This window comes from Serratia sp. AXJ-M, assembly GCF_046531865.1.
Taxonomy (GTDB): Bacteria; Pseudomonadota; Gammaproteobacteria; order Enterobacterales; family Enterobacteriaceae; genus Serratia; species Serratia liquefaciens.
In genome coordinates this window covers 2,898,309-2,914,564 of the sequence record NZ_CP059394.1, presented here as the reverse complement: position 1 = coordinate 2,914,564, position 16,256 = coordinate 2,898,309, and the positions used below count along the sequence as shown (strand labels likewise).

General features: G+C 53.7%; 15 protein-coding genes. 6 read left to right on the top strand and 9 right to left on the bottom strand.

The features are described from left to right. Positions 1–11 precede the first annotated feature (11 nt). From H0S68_RS13630 to H0S68_RS13610, 5 genes are all read right to left on the bottom strand, one after another. Positions 12–1,730, bottom strand: coding sequence for an ABC transporter permease subunit (locus H0S68_RS13630; protein ID WP_410528770.1), 1,719 nt, complete (start codon positions 1,728–1,730; stop codon positions 12–14). After that, positions 1,730–3,238, bottom strand: coding sequence for an ABC transporter substrate-binding protein (locus tag H0S68_RS13625; RefSeq protein ID WP_410528769.1), 1,509 nt, complete (start codon positions 3,236–3,238; stop codon positions 1,730–1,732). Before H0S68_RS13625 ends, H0S68_RS13630 begins: the two co-directional genes overlap by 1 nt. 18 nt (positions 3,239–3,256) lie before the next feature. Beyond that, a complete protein-coding gene (locus tag H0S68_RS13620) occupies positions 3,257–4,033 on the bottom strand; it encodes an ABC transporter ATP-binding protein (protein WP_130015434.1) in 777 nt (258 codons plus the stop codon). 8 nt (positions 4,034–4,041) lie between these two features. After that, on the bottom strand, positions 4,042–4,851 hold the full coding sequence (locus H0S68_RS13615) for an ATP-binding cassette domain-containing protein (RefSeq protein WP_410528768.1): 810 nt from the start codon (positions 4,849–4,851) through the stop codon (positions 4,042–4,044). A 318-nt stretch (positions 4,852–5,169) separates the two neighbouring features. Then, positions 5,170–5,652, bottom strand: coding sequence for a hypothetical protein (locus H0S68_RS13610; protein ID WP_122079535.1), 483 nt, complete (start codon positions 5,650–5,652; stop codon positions 5,170–5,172). A 170-nt stretch (positions 5,653–5,822) separates the two neighbouring features. Between H0S68_RS13610 and H0S68_RS13605 the strand changes: the two genes are divergently transcribed. Continuing rightward, positions 5,823–6,116: a hypothetical protein gene (locus tag H0S68_RS13605; RefSeq protein ID WP_122079534.1), complete on the top strand. Its 294-nt coding sequence runs from the start codon at positions 5,823–5,825 to the stop codon at positions 6,114–6,116. A 438-nt stretch (positions 6,117–6,554) separates the two neighbouring features. Beyond that, positions 6,555–8,672: a TonB-dependent siderophore receptor gene (locus H0S68_RS13600; RefSeq protein WP_410528767.1), complete on the top strand. Its 2,118-nt coding sequence runs from the start codon at positions 6,555–6,557 to the stop codon at positions 8,670–8,672. 55 nt (positions 8,673–8,727) lie between these two features. On the opposite strand, the gene H0S68_RS13595 is transcribed toward H0S68_RS13600, so the two are convergent. Next, positions 8,728–8,904: a GhoT/OrtT family toxin gene (locus H0S68_RS13595; RefSeq protein ID WP_020827221.1), complete on the bottom strand. Its 177-nt coding sequence runs from the start codon at positions 8,902–8,904 to the stop codon at positions 8,728–8,730. A gap of 223 nt (positions 8,905–9,127) precedes the next feature. Between H0S68_RS13595 and H0S68_RS13590 the strand changes: the two genes are divergently transcribed. The 3 genes from H0S68_RS13590 to H0S68_RS13580 all read left to right on the top strand — a co-directional run bounded on the left by H0S68_RS13590 (position 9,128) and on the right by H0S68_RS13580 (position 11,014). After that, positions 9,128–9,286 carry a YqaE/Pmp3 family membrane protein gene (locus H0S68_RS13590; protein WP_020827220.1) on the top strand — a complete coding sequence of 53 codons (159 nt, stop codon included), beginning with the start codon at positions 9,128–9,130 and terminating at the stop codon, positions 9,284–9,286. A 328-nt stretch (positions 9,287–9,614) separates the two neighbouring features. Further along, positions 9,615–10,172: a GNAT family N-acetyltransferase gene (locus tag H0S68_RS13585; RefSeq protein WP_129940716.1), complete on the top strand. Its 558-nt coding sequence runs from the start codon at positions 9,615–9,617 to the stop codon at positions 10,170–10,172. A 152-nt stretch (positions 10,173–10,324) separates the two neighbouring features. Further along, positions 10,325–11,014 (top strand): alpha/beta hydrolase, encoded by a 690-nt coding sequence (locus tag H0S68_RS13580; RefSeq protein WP_020827219.1) that lies wholly within the window; start codon positions 10,325–10,327, stop codon positions 11,012–11,014. Between the two features lie 99 nt (positions 11,015–11,113). Here the strand turns inward: H0S68_RS13580 and H0S68_RS13575 are convergent, their stop codons facing one another. Further along, positions 11,114–11,686 (bottom strand): type 1 glutamine amidotransferase family protein, encoded by a 573-nt coding sequence (locus H0S68_RS13575; protein ID WP_410528766.1) that lies wholly within the window; start codon positions 11,684–11,686, stop codon positions 11,114–11,116. Positions 11,687–12,311: 625 nt separating this feature from the next. Between H0S68_RS13575 and H0S68_RS13570 the strand changes: the two genes are divergently transcribed. After that, a complete protein-coding gene (locus H0S68_RS13570) occupies positions 12,312–12,791 on the top strand; it encodes a GNAT family N-acetyltransferase (RefSeq protein ID WP_410528765.1) in 480 nt (159 codons plus the stop codon). 30 nt (positions 12,792–12,821) lie between these two features. Here the strand turns inward: H0S68_RS13570 and H0S68_RS13565 are convergent, their stop codons facing one another. Next, positions 12,822–14,090: a YeaH/YhbH family protein gene (locus H0S68_RS13565; RefSeq protein WP_020827215.1), complete on the bottom strand. Its 1,269-nt coding sequence runs from the start codon at positions 14,088–14,090 to the stop codon at positions 12,822–12,824. Positions 14,091–14,279: 189 nt separating this feature from the next. Further along, entirely contained in the window at positions 14,280–16,214 is a 1,935-nt protein-coding gene (yeaG, locus tag H0S68_RS13560) for a protein kinase YeaG (protein ID WP_020827214.1), read from the bottom strand. Positions 16,215–16,256 lie beyond the last annotated feature (42 nt).

Below are 16,256 nucleotides of genomic sequence, written 5' to 3'. Positions count from 1 at the left end.
AGGATGCGCCGTCAGCGTCGGCGATTGCCGGCGGTATTTGCCAGCGTGACAGCCAGCACGGCCAACAGCACCAGCGCTACCGCTGGCGCCAAAACGCCCCACGGCGCCCGTTCGATATAGGGCATGCCCTCGGCCAGTACCAGCCCCCATTCCGCGCTGGGTGGCTGTGGCCCCAGGCCAAGAAAACCCAGCGCCGCCAGCGCCAGCGCAATACCCGGCAGGCGCAGCATGGCGTGGCGCAGCAGGGGAACCCACAGCGCCGGCAAGAGGTAGTGCGTCAGGGTACGCCAGCGGCCAATCCCCAACACCGGCAACATGCGGATATAGGGCTGAGTGCGGGCCTCAGCCAACAGCGAGGCGCAGTGAGCGGACAGCGGCGCCCAACTGACCAGCATTACCGCGCAGGCAGCACCGAAGGGGGAAGGCCCGGTGACAGCGGTGACCAACAGCCCTGCGACTATCGGCGGCGTAGCGTTTGCCAACTCAATAATCCCGCACATCAGGCGAGGCATCAACCCGAACACTATCCCCAGGAACAGCGAGGCGAAGCTGACTGCCAGCGCCAACAGGCTGGTATTCAGTGCACCGTAGGCGACACGTGCCAGAATGTCCCGGCCGGTGGCGTCTGCGCCAAAGGGCAGATCCAGGCTGGGTGGCTGCAGACGGATATGCAGTGACGAAAAGGGATCGCGGATGATCCCGCTCAGCACTAACAGGCACAGCAACAGCGCCGCGACGGCGGCAAAAATATAACTCGCCCGGCTGCTGTGCTGTGGCGGCGTTGAATTGGGTAATGCAGCGGCTATTCGGCCCAGCAACAGGTAATGGGCTCCCTGCATCAGAAAACCTGTGCCGAAGGCCAGCAGCAACAGGATCAGGATCCCGCATTGCAAGGCGGGCAGATCCTGAGCGATGGCGGCCCCCAATGTTGCCCGGCCCAGTCCCGGTATGGCGAACACTTTCTCGACGGCGATCGCGCCGCCGGTCAGTCCAATCAGCACTAAACCGACCTGCGGCAGCAGTGCAGGCAGCGTGCGGCGCAGAACGGCCAACAGGCAATGCCGCCGGGCGATGCCGGCAAGGTTCCAGGTCAGCAACCAGCGTTCGGAGAAGGTTGCGGCCAGGCCGTCATTGAGCAACAGCGCCAGCAGGCCGCCGGCCGGTAAGCCCAGGGCTAGTGCTGGCAGAATGGCATGTTGCAGGCTTTGCCAGCCGTAGGGAGGAAACCACTGCAGCCAGACGGCGCCAAGGATCAACAGCAGCGCCGCCAGCAAAAATTCGGGCAGTGCAGTCAGGGACACCGCCAACACGCCTGCGGGACGGTAGTTCTCGCCATGCAGGCCGCGCCACAGGGTTGGCAACGCCAGCAGTATCGCCACCACTACTGCGATTGCCAGCGCGTAGCCCATCAGCGTCAGAGAAACCCCTGTGGCCTGCAACATGCCTTCCAGCACCGGGCGACCGGAAATCCACGAGTTGCCGGCATCACCCTGCAGCACGCCGTGAAACCAGCGGCCAAGCAGCAGCAAGGGCCCGTCGTCCAGGCCATATTGCTGACGAATGGCATTCAGGGCTTCCGGGGTAGCCTCTTGTTCACCCGAACGCGCCCGCAGCAAGCTGAGCGCCGGATCGCGCCCGGACAGCCAAGGCATTAGGCCAATCAATACGATCATCCCCAGCAGCGAGAACAGGCGTGAGGCGAGTGGCAATAGTCGTTGCGCTTTTTCCATCAAGGTTGCTCTGGGGCGATGAAGCTGCGAGGCGTCACCAACAAGCGTTCACGCGGATCGCGCTCTGCGCTCCTCATTACGGCAGCTTCCCCCTGGATCACGCGTTCATGCAGCAAGGGTATCGCCGCATGGGTTGCCAGAATGCGGCTTTCTGCCGCAATGATAGCCTGGCGTCGTTGTGGCCCGGCAGGAATGGCTGCGGCCTGAGTCAAGGCTTCGTCCACCTGCGGATCGCACAGTTGAGCAATATTGAAGGAACCCCGGCAGGCGAAGTCACTGTACATGTAGGCCAGTGGATCGCCAGAGTCGAGCACCGTGGCTCGCGACAAGATAAAAGCATCAAATTTACCCGCCAGCGCATCGGCTTCAATGTGCGCATATTCCCGCACTTCCTGCTTTACCACAAAACCGGCGGCGCTGAGTTGCTGCGCCAGATATACCGCCACTTCGGGTAGCTCGGCGCGATCGCTGAAAGTGGCCAGGGTGATGGTTTTGCCTTCAACCGTGGTTGGCGGCAGAGTCGGTTGCGGCTGGCGCAACGGCGCGGCCCAACGCAGGGCGGGCCCCAGCAGCCCGGAGGCAATATCGGCGCGGCCTTCGTAAACGTTGTCCACCAACGGGCGACGCTGGATCGCCGCGGCGGCGGCGGCGCGCATGGCCGGATCGCGGAAAGCACCGACCCGGGTGTTCAGATACAGCGTATTGGTGCGTGGCATGGGTACTTCGTGGATCAATTCTGCCGCAATTAACGGTAACTGCGAGACTGGCAGCGCCTCTACCAAATCGGCGCTGCCGGTGCGCAGGGCGGCAGCACGGGCGGCGCTATCCGGGACAAAGTTGACGTCGATTCCTGGGGCGGCCGCTTTCTCGCCCCAATAGCCGTCGAAGCGGTTTAAACGTGCGCTACTGGTGCCGTTGATCTCGGTTAGCACAAAGGCGCCGGTTCCGGCCTGCAAGGGATTAACCACTCCGTTGGCGCCATAGGCCCGTTCCGCGAGGATCGCCAATTGTGGGCTGGACAACCGCTGCGGGAGGAGCGGATCGGGCACGGCGGTTGTGATCACGACAGCATGATCACCTTCTGGGACGATAGCCAATTCGACGCCGTCAAGAATGCGCGGTTTGGGGGCGGCGTTCATCGCCGCTGAAAGCGAACGCACCACGCTGTCCGGGGTCATCGCGCTACCATCATGGAAATTGACTCCCGATCGTAGTACGAAGCGCCAGCGGTGTTGATCCAGCTGTTGCCATTCGGTTGCCAGCGCCGGTTCAGCGTCGCCGTCGGCGTTCAGCACCACCAGCGTTTCGGCGGTGCTCCAGCGCGAAAGTTTAAACGCGTCATCGCTCAACGGCGTGAGCCCGGAGCGTGGGGGCTGAAGCATCGCCAGTCGGATGCGCCGTTCGTCGCCGGTACTTTCTTTGGGGTCAACAGGGTCAAAGCAGCCGACGAGCAGCAAACTGCCGGCGAGCAGGCAGCCGGTTGGGCCAATAAAGCGCGGGTTGAACATGCAAAACTCCTCAAAATTTTAGTGCTGGAAAAAGGACGGCAACAGCGGAATGGCGTCGATCAAACGGCGGGTAGCGGAATGCCTCGGGGCGTGAAGCAGTTCATGGGTGGGGCGGTCTTCCACAATGACGCCCGACGCCATCACCAGCGTGCGCTGACATAAGGCGGCAACCAGTGAAATATCGTGGGAAACAAGCAACATGCCCATATTTTGCTGACGGGCAATCTGGTCGAGCAGGGCGATGATCTGCTGACGCAGCGGCAAATCCAGGCCGCTGACCGGTTCATCGGCCAGTAAAAAACGGGGTTTCAGCGCAATAGCACGCGCCAGGGCTACCCGTTGCGCCTGCCCGCCGGAAAGTTGCCCGGCTCGCACATACAGCAGGCTTTCATCCAATTCGACCTGTCGTAAAGCCCGTTCGGCCGCGATACCCCAATCCTGACGTGGACCAAGTTGGCGCAAGGGAGCGGTAATTAGTTCGACTACCCTGTGGCGAGGGTTGAGCGAAGCATGGGCGTCCTGAGGTACGTACTGCACTAACCGTCGGTACCAGCGCAATCTATGAACCGGGGCGGGGCGAATTTCCTCGCCCTGACACATGATATGACCGGCGTCCGCCGTTTCGAGCGCCAGCAACAGCTTAAGCAGCGTTGATTTCCCGGCCCCCGAGCAGCCCACTAATCCAACGCGTTGGGCGGAGTACAGGTTCAGATCGGTAGGTTGTAGCCCACCGGCTCCCGATGAATATTGTCGGCAGACCTGCTGCAGGCTGATAAAGGGCATTTCCCCGCTCATGGGCACCGTTACCCTGCCAGGCTCAGTGATGGGGGCCGGTTAAATGCCGGGCGTTGAGCACTGGCGACCAGTTGTTGGGTGTATGGATGCTGGGGGTGCTGTAACAATCGGCCGAAGGAACCCTGTTCGGCTATTTCCCCGTTCACCAGCACGATGGCACGTTGACACAGACCGGCGGCAACGGCGAGATCGTGAGTAATAAACAGTAACGCCGGCGCGCTGGGGCGTTCGGTGTAGCTTTTCAGGATATTAATCAGCTGATGCTGGCTGACCATGTCCAGAGCGGTGGTGGGTTCATCGGCAATAAGCAGGCTTTTCTCACCGAGCAAGGCCAGTGCTGCGCATATTCGCTGACATTGGCCCCCGGACAGTTGACAGGGGTAGCGCGGCATGACGTTGTCCGGCGACATTCCCAACGCTATCAGTAATTCCACAGCGCAGTGCTGGGCCTGGCATTTCGTCAGGGGATTTTGGCTGCGTAGCGCCAGGGTCAATTGCTGGCCCACGGTGGCCAGAGGATTGAGGCTGGTAAAAGGATCCTGAAAAATGGCTGCCAATTCAGTGTTTTTACGCCGTTGCAAACGCAGACCATTAACTTCTCGCCCTTGCAGTCGAATCGAACCGCTAACCGTTGCTCCGACCGGCAGCGTGCCCAGAATGGCGGCGGCGGTCAGTGATTTGCCGGAACCCGATGCGCCCAGCAGGCATAAACGTTCACCTGCATGCAAAGTGAAGCTCAGATCGTGGATCTTGACCTCTGCGTTCAGTGAGAGCGTCAGGTGTTCTACGGTAAGTAACGGCGGGGTTTGGCTTTCCATTAATGCATCTGTGTTGGCTTGTTGTGATATGTAATAACATAACATTTAAGCCTCTGAAATGACCAGCGGATTAATGAAATACTTTGAAATAGTCTAAACAGGGATAAGCAAGGTATGATAGTCAGGGTTTTGTTGTCAGGTTGGTCCTATCGGTGAGAACGCTTATTTTCATTTTATGCATGGCCGGTTATTTGCTGGTGCTGAGCTACCTTGGCGTATTTGTCACTGATAAAATATGTGAAAAATCAAATAACTACACCAAGGTCTGCCGTCTGGTTGATATCTCGGAACCCCATATCCCCCGTTAGATGCTGGCCGTCAGCCTAAATAATCGGTGGTAATTAACGGCGTCAGCACCCCCGACAGAACGGCTAACGTAGCCCATTGTCTCCACCCCAGGTTAGCCAGCCAATCTTGGCGCAGCGGCGGTGTCGCGAGCTGGCCGACAGAGACTGTGCCCGCCAGCAGCAGCGTCAGCAGAATGAACACCAGCCCACGGCTCCAGAGAGTAAACTCGATGTGCAGCAGGTTGGCGTAATACAAGCGCATCAGGATATAGTAAGCCAGCATGACCCAAGCGAAATAGGTGCGTTTTTTCAACACGTGGTAAAGCATAAACGCGATGAACAAGCTGTGGCACGCTGAGATCAGTGGCGCTTCAATCGGGTGCCTGACACAGCCGTTATATACTGCCAGATAAATATTAAAGATCAGCAACGCATAAACGGTATATATATACCAGCCAAAGATGATTTTAAGTTTTTTGCGGTTTGGCGGGATAGGGCGATCGTCCGGTATCATTGGAGCCTCCTGAGCTGACTAGCGTTATAACACCAAAAAACTAAATGAAATTTAAACGCCAGACAGGCTTTATTTTACCTTAAAGTGGGAACTATTCGGGGTCTATCGGGTCTGTTCAAAACGTCATGCTCAAGCTTGCTGTAGCCGAATTATAATGGTAATTCATTGATATGAAAGAGTATAAAAACGAGCGCTTCGCTCTGTGCTTGCTGATAGCTACGCTGGGATTTTATTTTTTTCTGCCGCCGCTGTTGGTCGCTATATTTTGCCAATGGTTTAACCTAAATCCCTTCTTTATTATTCGGATTTGGCACATTAATCCCTTTTCCGCCGCACGGGGAATTCCACTCTACCAGACTTTTATATACATATTAACGCTGTGGGTAATGGCGAATGTTCTACTTGGTGGTATTTTGCTGGTGGCTGGCCGTTTGCATGCCTGGTTCATTAAACGTTCTCGTTGAACGCCAATCGAGACGTAACGGCAGAAAGTTGTAGATAGAAATTCGTTCGTAAAGGATAATGATAGTCGTTATCATTATTGATTGCCAGTTGAGAGGTGAAGGGTTGTCTCCTTATGCGCTCCGCTCGTCTGGCCTGACAGGGTTCATATGACATCCCGTTTTCTTGCCAGCCTGGAGCTGGCTTTTTTTTGTCTTTTTTTCATATGCATAAACGCTTTCTGGTTTATGTGCTTGCGGGCTGAACAGAACGCTTTGTTTGCTTATTAAAAGTTGCCTGATGCTTGAAATTTACTATCGATAAAGATAATAATTATCATTAATATTTCACTTTGTTTACATTCACCACACCGATTGAACATCTGAGCAAGTTGTCAGCCAGCGCTGCTGACAGGGGGGCCTTTGGGTGTCATTTAATGTTTTTTACTGGGGATTACAGGTATGCCGATGATTTTTCCTGTCAAACAGTCACGGGTTTTGTGTGCGTTTGCGATGTTCCTGCCGCTGGTGTCTTTCGCTGAGGATACTCTGGTTGTCACTGCTAAACCCGCTGATACGGCGGAAGCTGCGACGCACGGCTATCAAGCCACGACCAGCCAGGGGGCGACCAAAACCGATAAACCCTTGATCCTGACTGCACAGTCCGTTTCGGTGGTGACGCGCCAACAAATGACCGACCAGAATACTCAAACGGTTAATGATGCCCTGAAATATACACCTGGTGTTTTCACTAACTTCGCCGGTGGTGCAACGCGCTATGACACCATTGCGTTACGTGGTTTTCACGGTGGCGACGTTAATAACACCTTCCTTGATGGTCTGCGGTTATTGAGTGACGGCGGCACCTATAATGCCTTGCAGGTTGACCCCTGGTTCCTGGAACGCATCGACGTTATCAAAGGGCCTTCATCGGTCATGTACGGGCAAAGCATTCCGGGCGGATTGGTCGCTTTGACCTCCAAGCGCCCCCAGTTTGCCACGGAAGGGCACGTTAACCTGATGGCAGGCAATAACAACACCCAGGGTGGCGCTTTCGATGTGACCGGCGCGCTGTCGGAACAGTGGGCTTATCGGTTGACCGGGATGACGCGCAGTAGCGAAACCATGTATGACCATCAACGTGAGGAACGCTATGCCATTTCACCGTCATTACTGTGGCAGCCGGATGAAAATACCTCGCTGCTGCTGAAAGCTTACCTGCAAAAAGATCCCTCAGGCGGTTATCACAGTGCGGTACCTGCAGATGGCAGCCTCTATTCCAGTTCCGGTGACAAGCTGGGGCGTGGCTTCTTTGATGGCGAGAGCAGCCGCAATGTGTTCAAACGTTGGGAACAGATTTACAGCTACGCTTTCTCGCACAGCTTTAACGACGTTTGGTCATTCCGCCAGAATGCCAGTTACACCCACTCCAATGTTGAATTACAGCAGGTGTACCAGATTGGCTGGAATGACGATCACAGCCTATTGAATCGCTATTACAGCGGTTCAGCCACTTCGCTGGATGCCTTCGCCGTTGATAACCAGTTGGAAGCCGATTTTGCGACCGGGCTGCTGGATCATAAGGTGATGCTGGGTTTGGATTACCAGCGCCTGCGTAATAATCTGTGGGATGAGTCTGCGGGAGCTTCGCAGCTTAATCCTTACACCGGCGTGTCCGGCGGTGACGCATTAACCAACCTGACACATACCGATTCCCGACGTCGTTATGAGCAGACTGGCGTTTATCTGCAGGATGAAATTAGCTTACAGAATTGGTATCTGAATCTGTCAGGGCGCTTCGACCGTATCGAATCTAAAAATACGGTGCTCAACACCGGCACCAGCGATGCCCGCACCGACGACAATTTCAGCGGCCGTGGCTCACTGTTGTACCGCTTTGATAACGGTTTCTCGCCTTACGTCAGTTACAGCACCGCAGTGACCCCGGAGGCATTGCCCGATCAAAACGGCCATATGCTGAAACCCAGTACCAGCGAGCAGTATGAGGTGGGCCTGAAGTACCAGCCACCAGGCAGTTCCTCGATATACAGCGTGGCGCTGTATGACCTGACGCAGAAAGACGTGGCTAACCGCGTGGTTCAGCAAAGCTATTACCTGCGGGCCGGCAAGGTGCATTCTCAGGGGATTGAGCTGGAGGCCCGAAGCAAGATCACCGAACGCTTCGATCTGATCGCAGGCTATACCTACAATAAAGTGAAATTCAAAGATGCCATTGATGGCAACGACGGCAACACACCGTATCTCGCACCGGACCAAATGGCTTCACTGTGGGGCAAATATGCCACCTCATACGGTGTGGATCTTGGTGCTGGGGCGCGTTACATCGGCAAGCAATGGGCCGATAACGAAAATACGTTGAGGATCCCTTCCGTTACGCTGTTGGATGCCTCGGTGCGGATGAATTTGGACAGGGTGAATCCGTCGTTGAAAGGTGCCTATGTGCAACTGAATGTGAATAACCTGACCGACCGGAAATATGTCGCGGCCTGCTATGGGACCGGCTATTGCTACTGGGGCGCAGAACGCTCCGTGGTGGCGACGGTTGGGTACGATTTTTGATGTAAGAGGCGGTGCTATCGCCCCGTCAGCGTTTGACGGGGTGGTTTCTGCAGCGTCAGAACAAGGAGAACATCAACACTACCGGTAGGCTCAGGGGCCAGGTTAAACCAATCGTTAAGGCACTGAGAAAACGAATTTTTATGGTATCCCGGCTGACCAGGTAGGTGAAAATCATAGAAACTACCAAGCCAATCAAATAAAAGTATTGTGTTGCAACCCACAGCGACGACATGAAACCTTACCCAGTTGTATTGTTAAGTTACAAATTTTAAGGGCTTAACCCCACATAATCAATGCTTATTAATTGTTTCTTCAATTTAGGCAGGTATCAACACAATTGCTGTGGCTATACGCATTTTTCATGCCACGTTGAAGACCGATTTGCTGGGTGAGATTTGAAAATGTTAAGCAGATATAATATGTTGGTGGCTTATGGAACAAAATGAGGCGCTATTATGAGTTTTTGGAGAATCGTATTTACCATCATCCTGCCACCGCTGGGCGTACTGCTGGATAAAGGTATAGGCGGCGCGTTTATCCTCAATATTATCCTCACCTTGTTTGGCTACTTCCCGGGGCTGATCCACGCATTCTGGATCCAGACGAAACAGTAGTCACCGTGGTTGTAAAACCTGGACGGCTATAGTGTGGCTTTGATAACCCTGGCATCAGCGCATGCCGGGGTTTTTTTATTCTCGCACGGCGTTAATGAATATTGAGGCTATAAACAAATAACCACGAAAAAAGCGTCGCCAGCAGGCTTACGATAAAAAGAATGGAGATCATTTCCTTCACGTAAAAATTCCCTATTGATATTGTTGAAAATACTTCTCTTTGTTTTTTCATGGGATTTTAGATCGTTATAGGTATAAATCCTAGTTTTAATCTTGTCAGAGGCGTGTAAGCCATCAAGGCTTTGGGCGTGCATAGGAGGTTTATTCCTTGGAAATTCCTGTTTTAGTCAGTCGGAGGCTGGTATTGCGCCCACTGACGCCTGGCGATGCCGAAGATATTCAGCTGTTGTTTCCACAGTGGGAAATTGTGCGTCATATGACAGATCAAATTCCTTGGCCATACCCTGAAGGCGCTGCGTTGGAGTTTATCAATAATATCGCGCTACCCGCGATGGAGGCGGGCACAGGTTGGTTTTGGTCTATCCGGCGACGAGAGGATGAGCAGCATTTGATTGGTGTAATTAACCTGAATTTGATTGGCAACAGTAATCGTGGATTTTGGCTATCACTGGCATGGCAACGTCAGGGATTGATGAGTGAAGCCAGCGAAACAGTGACTGATTACTGGTTCAATCAACTGGGGCAGCCGGTGCTACGGGTTTCCAAGGCAAAAGACAACCTGGCGTCTCGACGTATTTCCGAGCATAACGGCATGCGAGTGGTTGCGACCCAAGAAAGCGCTTATGTAGCAGGCCGCATAACTACGGAAATTTGGGAGATAACCCGGGCAGAATGGTTCGCCAGGAAGGATGTTGCAACAGATTAACTATTCGTAGCTATTGCTGGAAACTCTTGATGTGAACTATATACAAGGGGGTATATAAAGACGTTTGGGCTTGAGCCAGAGGGTGCTGGAAGTGAACAGTGCGGACGCTCAAGTTTGGTGTAGCGTCTCCACGCGAAAGAAGGAATCTTGTAATGAAGGCAAAACCTACCGTAGTCCTGGTCCATGGATTTTGGGGCGGTGCAGCGCACTGGAGCAAAGTCATTACCGAATTATCGCACAAGGGATACCACTCGATTCACGCGGTTGAAATGCCGCTGACATCGCTGGCAGACGATGCTGAACGTACGCGCAAGATGGTGGCGCAGCAGCAGGGGCCGGTGCTGTTGGTCGGCCATTCTTATGGTGGCGCGGTGCTCAGTGAAATGGGCAATCAACCCAACGTGGTGGGATTGGTGTATATCGCCGCCTTCGCACCGGACGCCGGCGAAAGCCCCGGAGGCATTACCCAGCAACATCCGCCAATTGCGGCGGCGAACCTGGCGCCGGACAGCGACGGCTATTTATGGATTAAGACAGACAAGTTCCACGAAAGCTTCTGTCAGGATCTGCCTGCTGATGAGGCATTGGTGATGGCGGTAACGCAAAAGGCGCCGTTGGCCAGCACCTTCGGCAATACGATCGCTGAGCCGGCGTGGAAACACAAACCTTCCTGGTACCAAATCTCCAGCAATGACCGGATGATAGCCCCCGAAAACCAGCAGCGAATGTCTGCGCGTTTGAAGGCCAAAAAGGTGATTACGCTGGACGCCAGCCACGCTTCTCTTGCTTCGCATCCGAAAGAAATCGCCGCTTTGATAGATGAAGCTGCCAACGGCTTATAAGGCATTTCTATTAGATGGAGCCCCGTCCAACTTGCGGGGCTTTTTTATGCTGAAAAGTGGGGGCGGGGGCCGTGTTTGACTCGGCTGCAGCCAACGGGACTAAATTGGTTTGCTGTGTTCAGCGGCGTGCATGGCCAGGTAGGCTTTAAGGTTGTTATCGCTAACCCCTAACATATCCAGGATCTCCGCCATAAAACTGACCGGTGCGCTACCGGGGGCGGTTACCACGCGCTGGTCGCCTACGGCATAGGGCACATCCTGATAATATTCAGCTCCGCCGTAGTTAAGCTGCGATAAATTCTCAGCGGAATTGGAGGTGTGGCGAAGATGATCAAGTATGCCCGCCTGTGCCAAAACGCGGGTTCCATCGCAAATGGCGGCGACGACGATGTTTTTGCTGTGGGCCTCCGCTACCATCCCAGCGATATCTGGGGCCTGATCGGTTCGCCATGCCGTGCCTCCGCATAAAATCAACAGATCTAGCTCGCTCAGTTGGATAGCCTCGAGCGCCATATTGGGGGTCACGTGCATGCCACCGGAGGAAATGACAGGGGCACCATTGGGGGAGGCAAAACGAGTATCGAAACCGTAATAGCCGCGGCAAGTAGAGTTGATCAGGGCAGTTTCCCAATCAGAGAAATTATCGGTAAGAATGGTCACAATGCGCGTCATTGGCGGCGATTTCCCTCTGTGTTGAACAAGGGCAAGAGGTGTCTCTTGCAGGAAGGCAAAGTGTAAGGGCTGCCGCTGTCAATTTCTGGCAGTAGGTCGCAGGGCTTGATACTTTTGGCTTTTTGGACGCATAAAAAAAATCCCGCGCAGCGGCGGGATCAAGGGATGATAGCGACAAACTGGATGTTGTTCTGGTTATGTGATGGTGTGTGTCTCCAGATGGCGACAGTAGCGCACCTGAATTTCAGCGACAAGCAGAAAATCTGTAATGATGCAGGTATCAGAATATCCTCAGAAAAAACGCTGGGTATCGGTTCGATGATAAAGCCTGCCGGGTGGTGAGGATAGGGCGTGAGTGAGGCTTTGGCTAATAGGCGATTGTTGAACCACTTCCTTGTGTGAGGGCGTCCTAACGTCGTTTCCGCTTGGCGTTGAAAGTACTTATTCGTCTTTGTCGCAAATACATGACAAAGGAAAATACGACAACTGCGATCAAAACGACGATGATTGCGAAGGGAAGTAATTCCATAGCATTCACCTGAGATGGCAATTTGGCTATTCATTAAATAGGAATATTCCTAATTAGCGCAATGGGTAAAAACGTAATTAGGAATTACCTCAGCGGATGATGCTCACTAACCACAAAAATAACGGGGAGCCGAAATTGATTTTTCGCCTGGCAACAGTAACGGATGCTAACCTATTGATTGACATTGATACCTTGGCATCACAGGACCCACGTCGCTATGCTCAGATCGGCGAGTGGTGCGAGGCTGGTGTCTGCCACGTAGCCGAAATTGAGGGCATGGTCGTGGCTTACGGCGTATTGCACTATCACTTTTACGACAGTGGATTTATAGAAATTCTTATGGTTGGTAACCTGATGAGGCGTAAAAAGGTGGGGTTAAAATTTATCGAATATTTTAAATCGATCTGTGCGCGTCCAAAACTTTTTACCTCAACCAATAGCTCGAATTTACCGATGATAAAGCTACTGTCGAAGGCCGGATTTATTGAGAGTGGCCGTATTGATAATCTTGATGAGCAGGATCCTGAAGTGGTTTTCTTTTTACCGGTTAAAAAAACAGCCGGAAAACAGAGTTAACCGGCTGATTTAAAATGAATTTATGTGTAATTATACGGTCTGCTTGTGGAAAAGTTCGCGGAATACCGGGTAAATATCGTCCGGTTCGCGGATATGCTGCATGGCAAAGTTTTCGAATTTTGCCTGCAGGTCCTCGTATTCGCGCCACAGCGTCTGGTGGGCGCGGCGGGTGATTTCAATGTAGCTGTAGTAGCGAACCATCGGCAGCAGCTTTTTCGCCAGCAGTTCGTGGCACAGCGGCGAGTCATCGGCCCAGTTGTCGCCATCCGACGCCTGCGCGGCGTAGATGTTCCATTGCGCCGGATCGTAACGTTCCTCAACCACTTCATTCATCAGTTTCAGCGCGCTAGATACAATGGTGCCGCCAGTCTCCTGCGAGTAGAAGAACTCCTGCTCATCCACTTCCTTCGCTTGGGTATGGTGGCGTATATACACCACCTCGACGTTTTTATAGGTTCGGCTCAGGAACAGATAGAGCAGAATATAGAAACGCTTGGCCATGTCCTTGGTGGCCTGGTCCATGGAGCCGGACACGTCCATCAGGCAGAACATTACCGCCTGGCTGGAAGGTTCCGGTCGGCGCTCATAGTTCTTATAGCGTAAATCAAAGGTGTCGATAAATGGCACGCTTTCGATTTTTTTTCTCAGCTCGGCAATTTCCTTGCGCAGCCGTTCCTCTTCCAGCAGTTGCACCGGCTCGGTGTTTTCCATCTGGGTGAGTTCGTCTTCCAACTCATGCAACGCGCGACGTTTTCCTGCGGTCATGGCAGTGCGGCGCGCCAGCGAGTTTTGCAACGAACGCACCACGCTGATATTGGCCGGTACGCCGTTGGCGGTGTAACCGGCCCGATGGGTTTTGTACTCGGTGAGCTGCTTATACTGATTCTTTTTCAGGTTCGGCAGCGCCAGATCTTCAAACAGCAGGTCGAGATACTCGTCCTTGGATATCTGGAAAACAAACTCGTCTTCGCCTTCACCATCCTGGCTGGCATTGCCCTGACCGCCGCCGCCACCGCCGCCACCCTGAGGGCGTTCGACGCGGTCATTCTGCACAAAGTGGTCATTGCCCGGATGAACGCGGTGGCGTGTGCCACCGCGACCCTGATGAAACATAGGTTCGTTGATGTCGCCAGCGGGGATCGAGACGGACTCCCCACTGTCTACGTCGGTGACCGAACGCTTGTTGATGGCTTCGGCAATCGACTGTTTGATTTGCGACTTGTAGCGGCGCAAGAAGCGTTGGCGGTTAACCATGCTCTTGTTTTTGCCGTTAAGCCGTCGGTCAATGAAATAGGCCATACTTCCCCCAAACGACGTTGCCAACTTTCTATACTCGTTATACTTGCCGTTGCCTCTGTGTTGGTTGCGGTCACTTACCCGAATCACTTACCAGAGTAAGCTCATCGGGATAAGCGCTCTTACCGCCTTGATGCAACGCCAATTATTTTGGGTATACGCCATCTCCATGACGCTAATTCTCATTAGACGTTACGAAGACTTTCTGACCCGCAGATACCATTCACACAGCAGACGAACCTGTTTGCGGGTGTAGCCTTTCTCCATCATACGGTCGACGAAGTCGTCGTGTTTTTTCTGCTCATCCGTTGAGGTTTTTGCGTTAAAGGAAATCACCGGCAGTAACTCTTCGGTGTTCGAGAACATTTTCTTCTCGATCACGGTACGCAGCTTCTCATAGCTGGTCCAGTTAGGGTTACGGCCACTATTGTTAGCACGGGCGCGCAGCACGAAGTTGACTATTTCGTTGCGGAAATCTTTCGGGTTGCTGATGCCGGCCGGTTTCTCGATTTTCTCCAGTTCAGCGTTCAGGGACTCGCGATCGAACAGCTGGCCGGTGTCCGGATCACGGTACTCTTGATCCTGGATCCAGAAGTCTGCATAGGTCACGTAGCGGTCAAAAATGTTCTGACCGTATTCCGAGTAAGATTCCAGATAGGCCGTCTGAATCTCTTTGCCGATAAATTCGGCGTATTTCGGGATCAGATAGCCTTTCAGGTGCTCCAGGTATTTCTCTGCCAGATCTTGCGGGAATTGCTCACGTTCGATCTGCTGTTCCAACACATAGAACAGGTGAACCGGGTTAGCGGCGACCTCTGCGTGATCAAAGTTGAACACCCGCGACAGAATTTTAAATGCGAAGCGGGTGGACAGGCCGTTCATGCCTTCATCGACCCCGGCGTAGTCGCGGTATTCCTGGTACGACTTGGCTTTCGGATCGGTATCCTTCAGGCTTTCGCCGTCATAGACGCGCATCTTCGAGTAGATGCTGGAGTTTTCCGGCTCTTTCATGCGTGAGAGCACGGTAAAGCGCGCCAGGGTTTCCAGCGTGCCAGGGGCGCACGGCGCATGGGTCAGTTCGCTGTGATCCAGCAGTTTGTCGTAGATTTTGATCTCTTCCGAGACTCGGAGGCAATAAGGCACCTTGACGATGTAAACGCGGTCGAGGAAGGCCTCGTTGTTTTTGTTGTTACGGAAGGTCACCCATTCGGATTCGTTGGAGTGCGCCAGAATAATGCCGCTGAACGGCAGGGCAGAGATCCCTTCGGTACCGTTGTAGTTACCTTCCTGGGTGGCGGTCAGCAGAGGATGCAGCACCTTGATCGGCGCTTTGAACATCTCCACGAACTCCATAATCCCCTGGTTGGCACGGCACAGGGCGCCGGAATAACCATAGGCATCCGGATCGTTTTGCGCGTGGTTTTCCAGCTTGCGAATATCGACCTTGCCGACCAGCGCGGAGATATCCTGGTTGTTCTCGTCACCCGGTTCCGTTTTGGCGATGGCGATCTGTTCCAGGATGGACGGACGCACCTTGACCACTTTGAATTTGGTGATGTCGCCGCCAAATTCATGCAGGCGTTTTGCCGCCCAAGGGGACATGATGGTGCCGAGGTAACGATTCGGGATGTTATATTCTTTTTCCAGAATAGTGGCATCTTCCTGCGGATTGAACAGGCACAGCGGGTGGTCGTTTACCGGGCTGCGTTCGCCGTTGGCGCTCAGGGTATAAATGGGCACGCGTTGCATCAGCGCTTTCAGGCGTTCTGCCAGCGATGATTTACCGCCGCCGACGGGGCCCAACAGATAAAGAATTTGTTTCTTCTCTTCGAGGCCCTGAGCGGCATGTTTCAGGTAAGAGACTATCTGTTCGATAGCTTCTTCCATACCGTAGAACTCTTCGAATGCAGGATAGCGTGCGATCACGCGGTTGGAGAACAGGCGAGACATACGCGACTCAAGCGCGGTATCCACCATAACTGGTTCACCGATAGCCATGAGTAGACGTTCTGCCGCATTGGCATATGCACTGCGATCTTGCCGGCAGATGGTAAGAAATTCCTGCAGTGTGAACTCTTCGTCCTTGGCAGCTTCGTAGCGCTGGCGATAGTGGTCAAATATGTTCATGGCGATGCCCGTCCTTTCGTTATTAGCACAGGTTAAAGGGAG

Excerpts from the sequence above, each read along its gene's own strand:
- H0S68_RS13620 (WP_130015434.1), bottom strand. The coding sequence starts at position 4,033 with ATGAGCGGGGAAATGCCCTTTATCAGCCTGCAGCAGGTCTGCCGACAA.
- yeaG (WP_020827214.1), bottom strand. The coding sequence starts at position 16,214 with ATGAACATATTTGACCACTATCGCCAGCGCTACGAAGCTGCCAAGGAC.
- H0S68_RS13590 (WP_020827220.1), top strand. The coding sequence starts at position 9,128 with ATGAGTTTTTGGAGAATCGTATTTACCATCATCCTGCCACCGCTGGGC.
- H0S68_RS13615 (WP_410528768.1), bottom strand. The coding sequence starts at position 4,851 with ATGGAAAGCCAAACCCCGCCGTTACTTACCGTAGAACACCTGACGCTC.
- H0S68_RS13600 (WP_410528767.1), top strand. The coding sequence starts at position 6,555 with ATGCCGATGATTTTTCCTGTCAAACAGTCACGGGTTTTGTGTGCGTTT.
- H0S68_RS13570 (WP_410528765.1), top strand. The coding sequence starts at position 12,312 with ATGATGCTCACTAACCACAAAAATAACGGGGAGCCGAAATTGATTTTT.
- H0S68_RS13625 (WP_410528769.1), bottom strand. The coding sequence starts at position 3,238 with ATGTTCAACCCGCGCTTTATTGGCCCAACCGGCTGCCTGCTCGCCGGC.
- H0S68_RS13605 (WP_122079534.1), top strand. The coding sequence starts at position 5,823 with ATGAAAGAGTATAAAAACGAGCGCTTCGCTCTGTGCTTGCTGATAGCT.
- H0S68_RS13580 (WP_020827219.1), top strand. The coding sequence starts at position 10,325 with ATGAAGGCAAAACCTACCGTAGTCCTGGTCCATGGATTTTGGGGCGGT.
- H0S68_RS13575 (WP_410528766.1), bottom strand. The coding sequence starts at position 11,686 with ATGACGCGCATTGTGACCATTCTTACCGATAATTTCTCTGATTGGGAA.
- H0S68_RS13610 (WP_122079535.1), bottom strand. The coding sequence starts at position 5,652 with ATGATACCGGACGATCGCCCTATCCCGCCAAACCGCAAAAAACTTAAA.
- H0S68_RS13565 (WP_020827215.1), bottom strand. The coding sequence starts at position 14,090 with ATGGCCTATTTCATTGACCGACGGCTTAACGGCAAAAACAAGAGCATG.
- H0S68_RS13630 (WP_410528770.1), bottom strand. The coding sequence starts at position 1,730 with ATGGAAAAAGCGCAACGACTATTGCCACTCGCCTCACGCCTGTTCTCG.
- H0S68_RS13595 (WP_020827221.1), bottom strand. The coding sequence starts at position 8,904 with ATGTCGTCGCTGTGGGTTGCAACACAATACTTTTATTTGATTGGCTTG.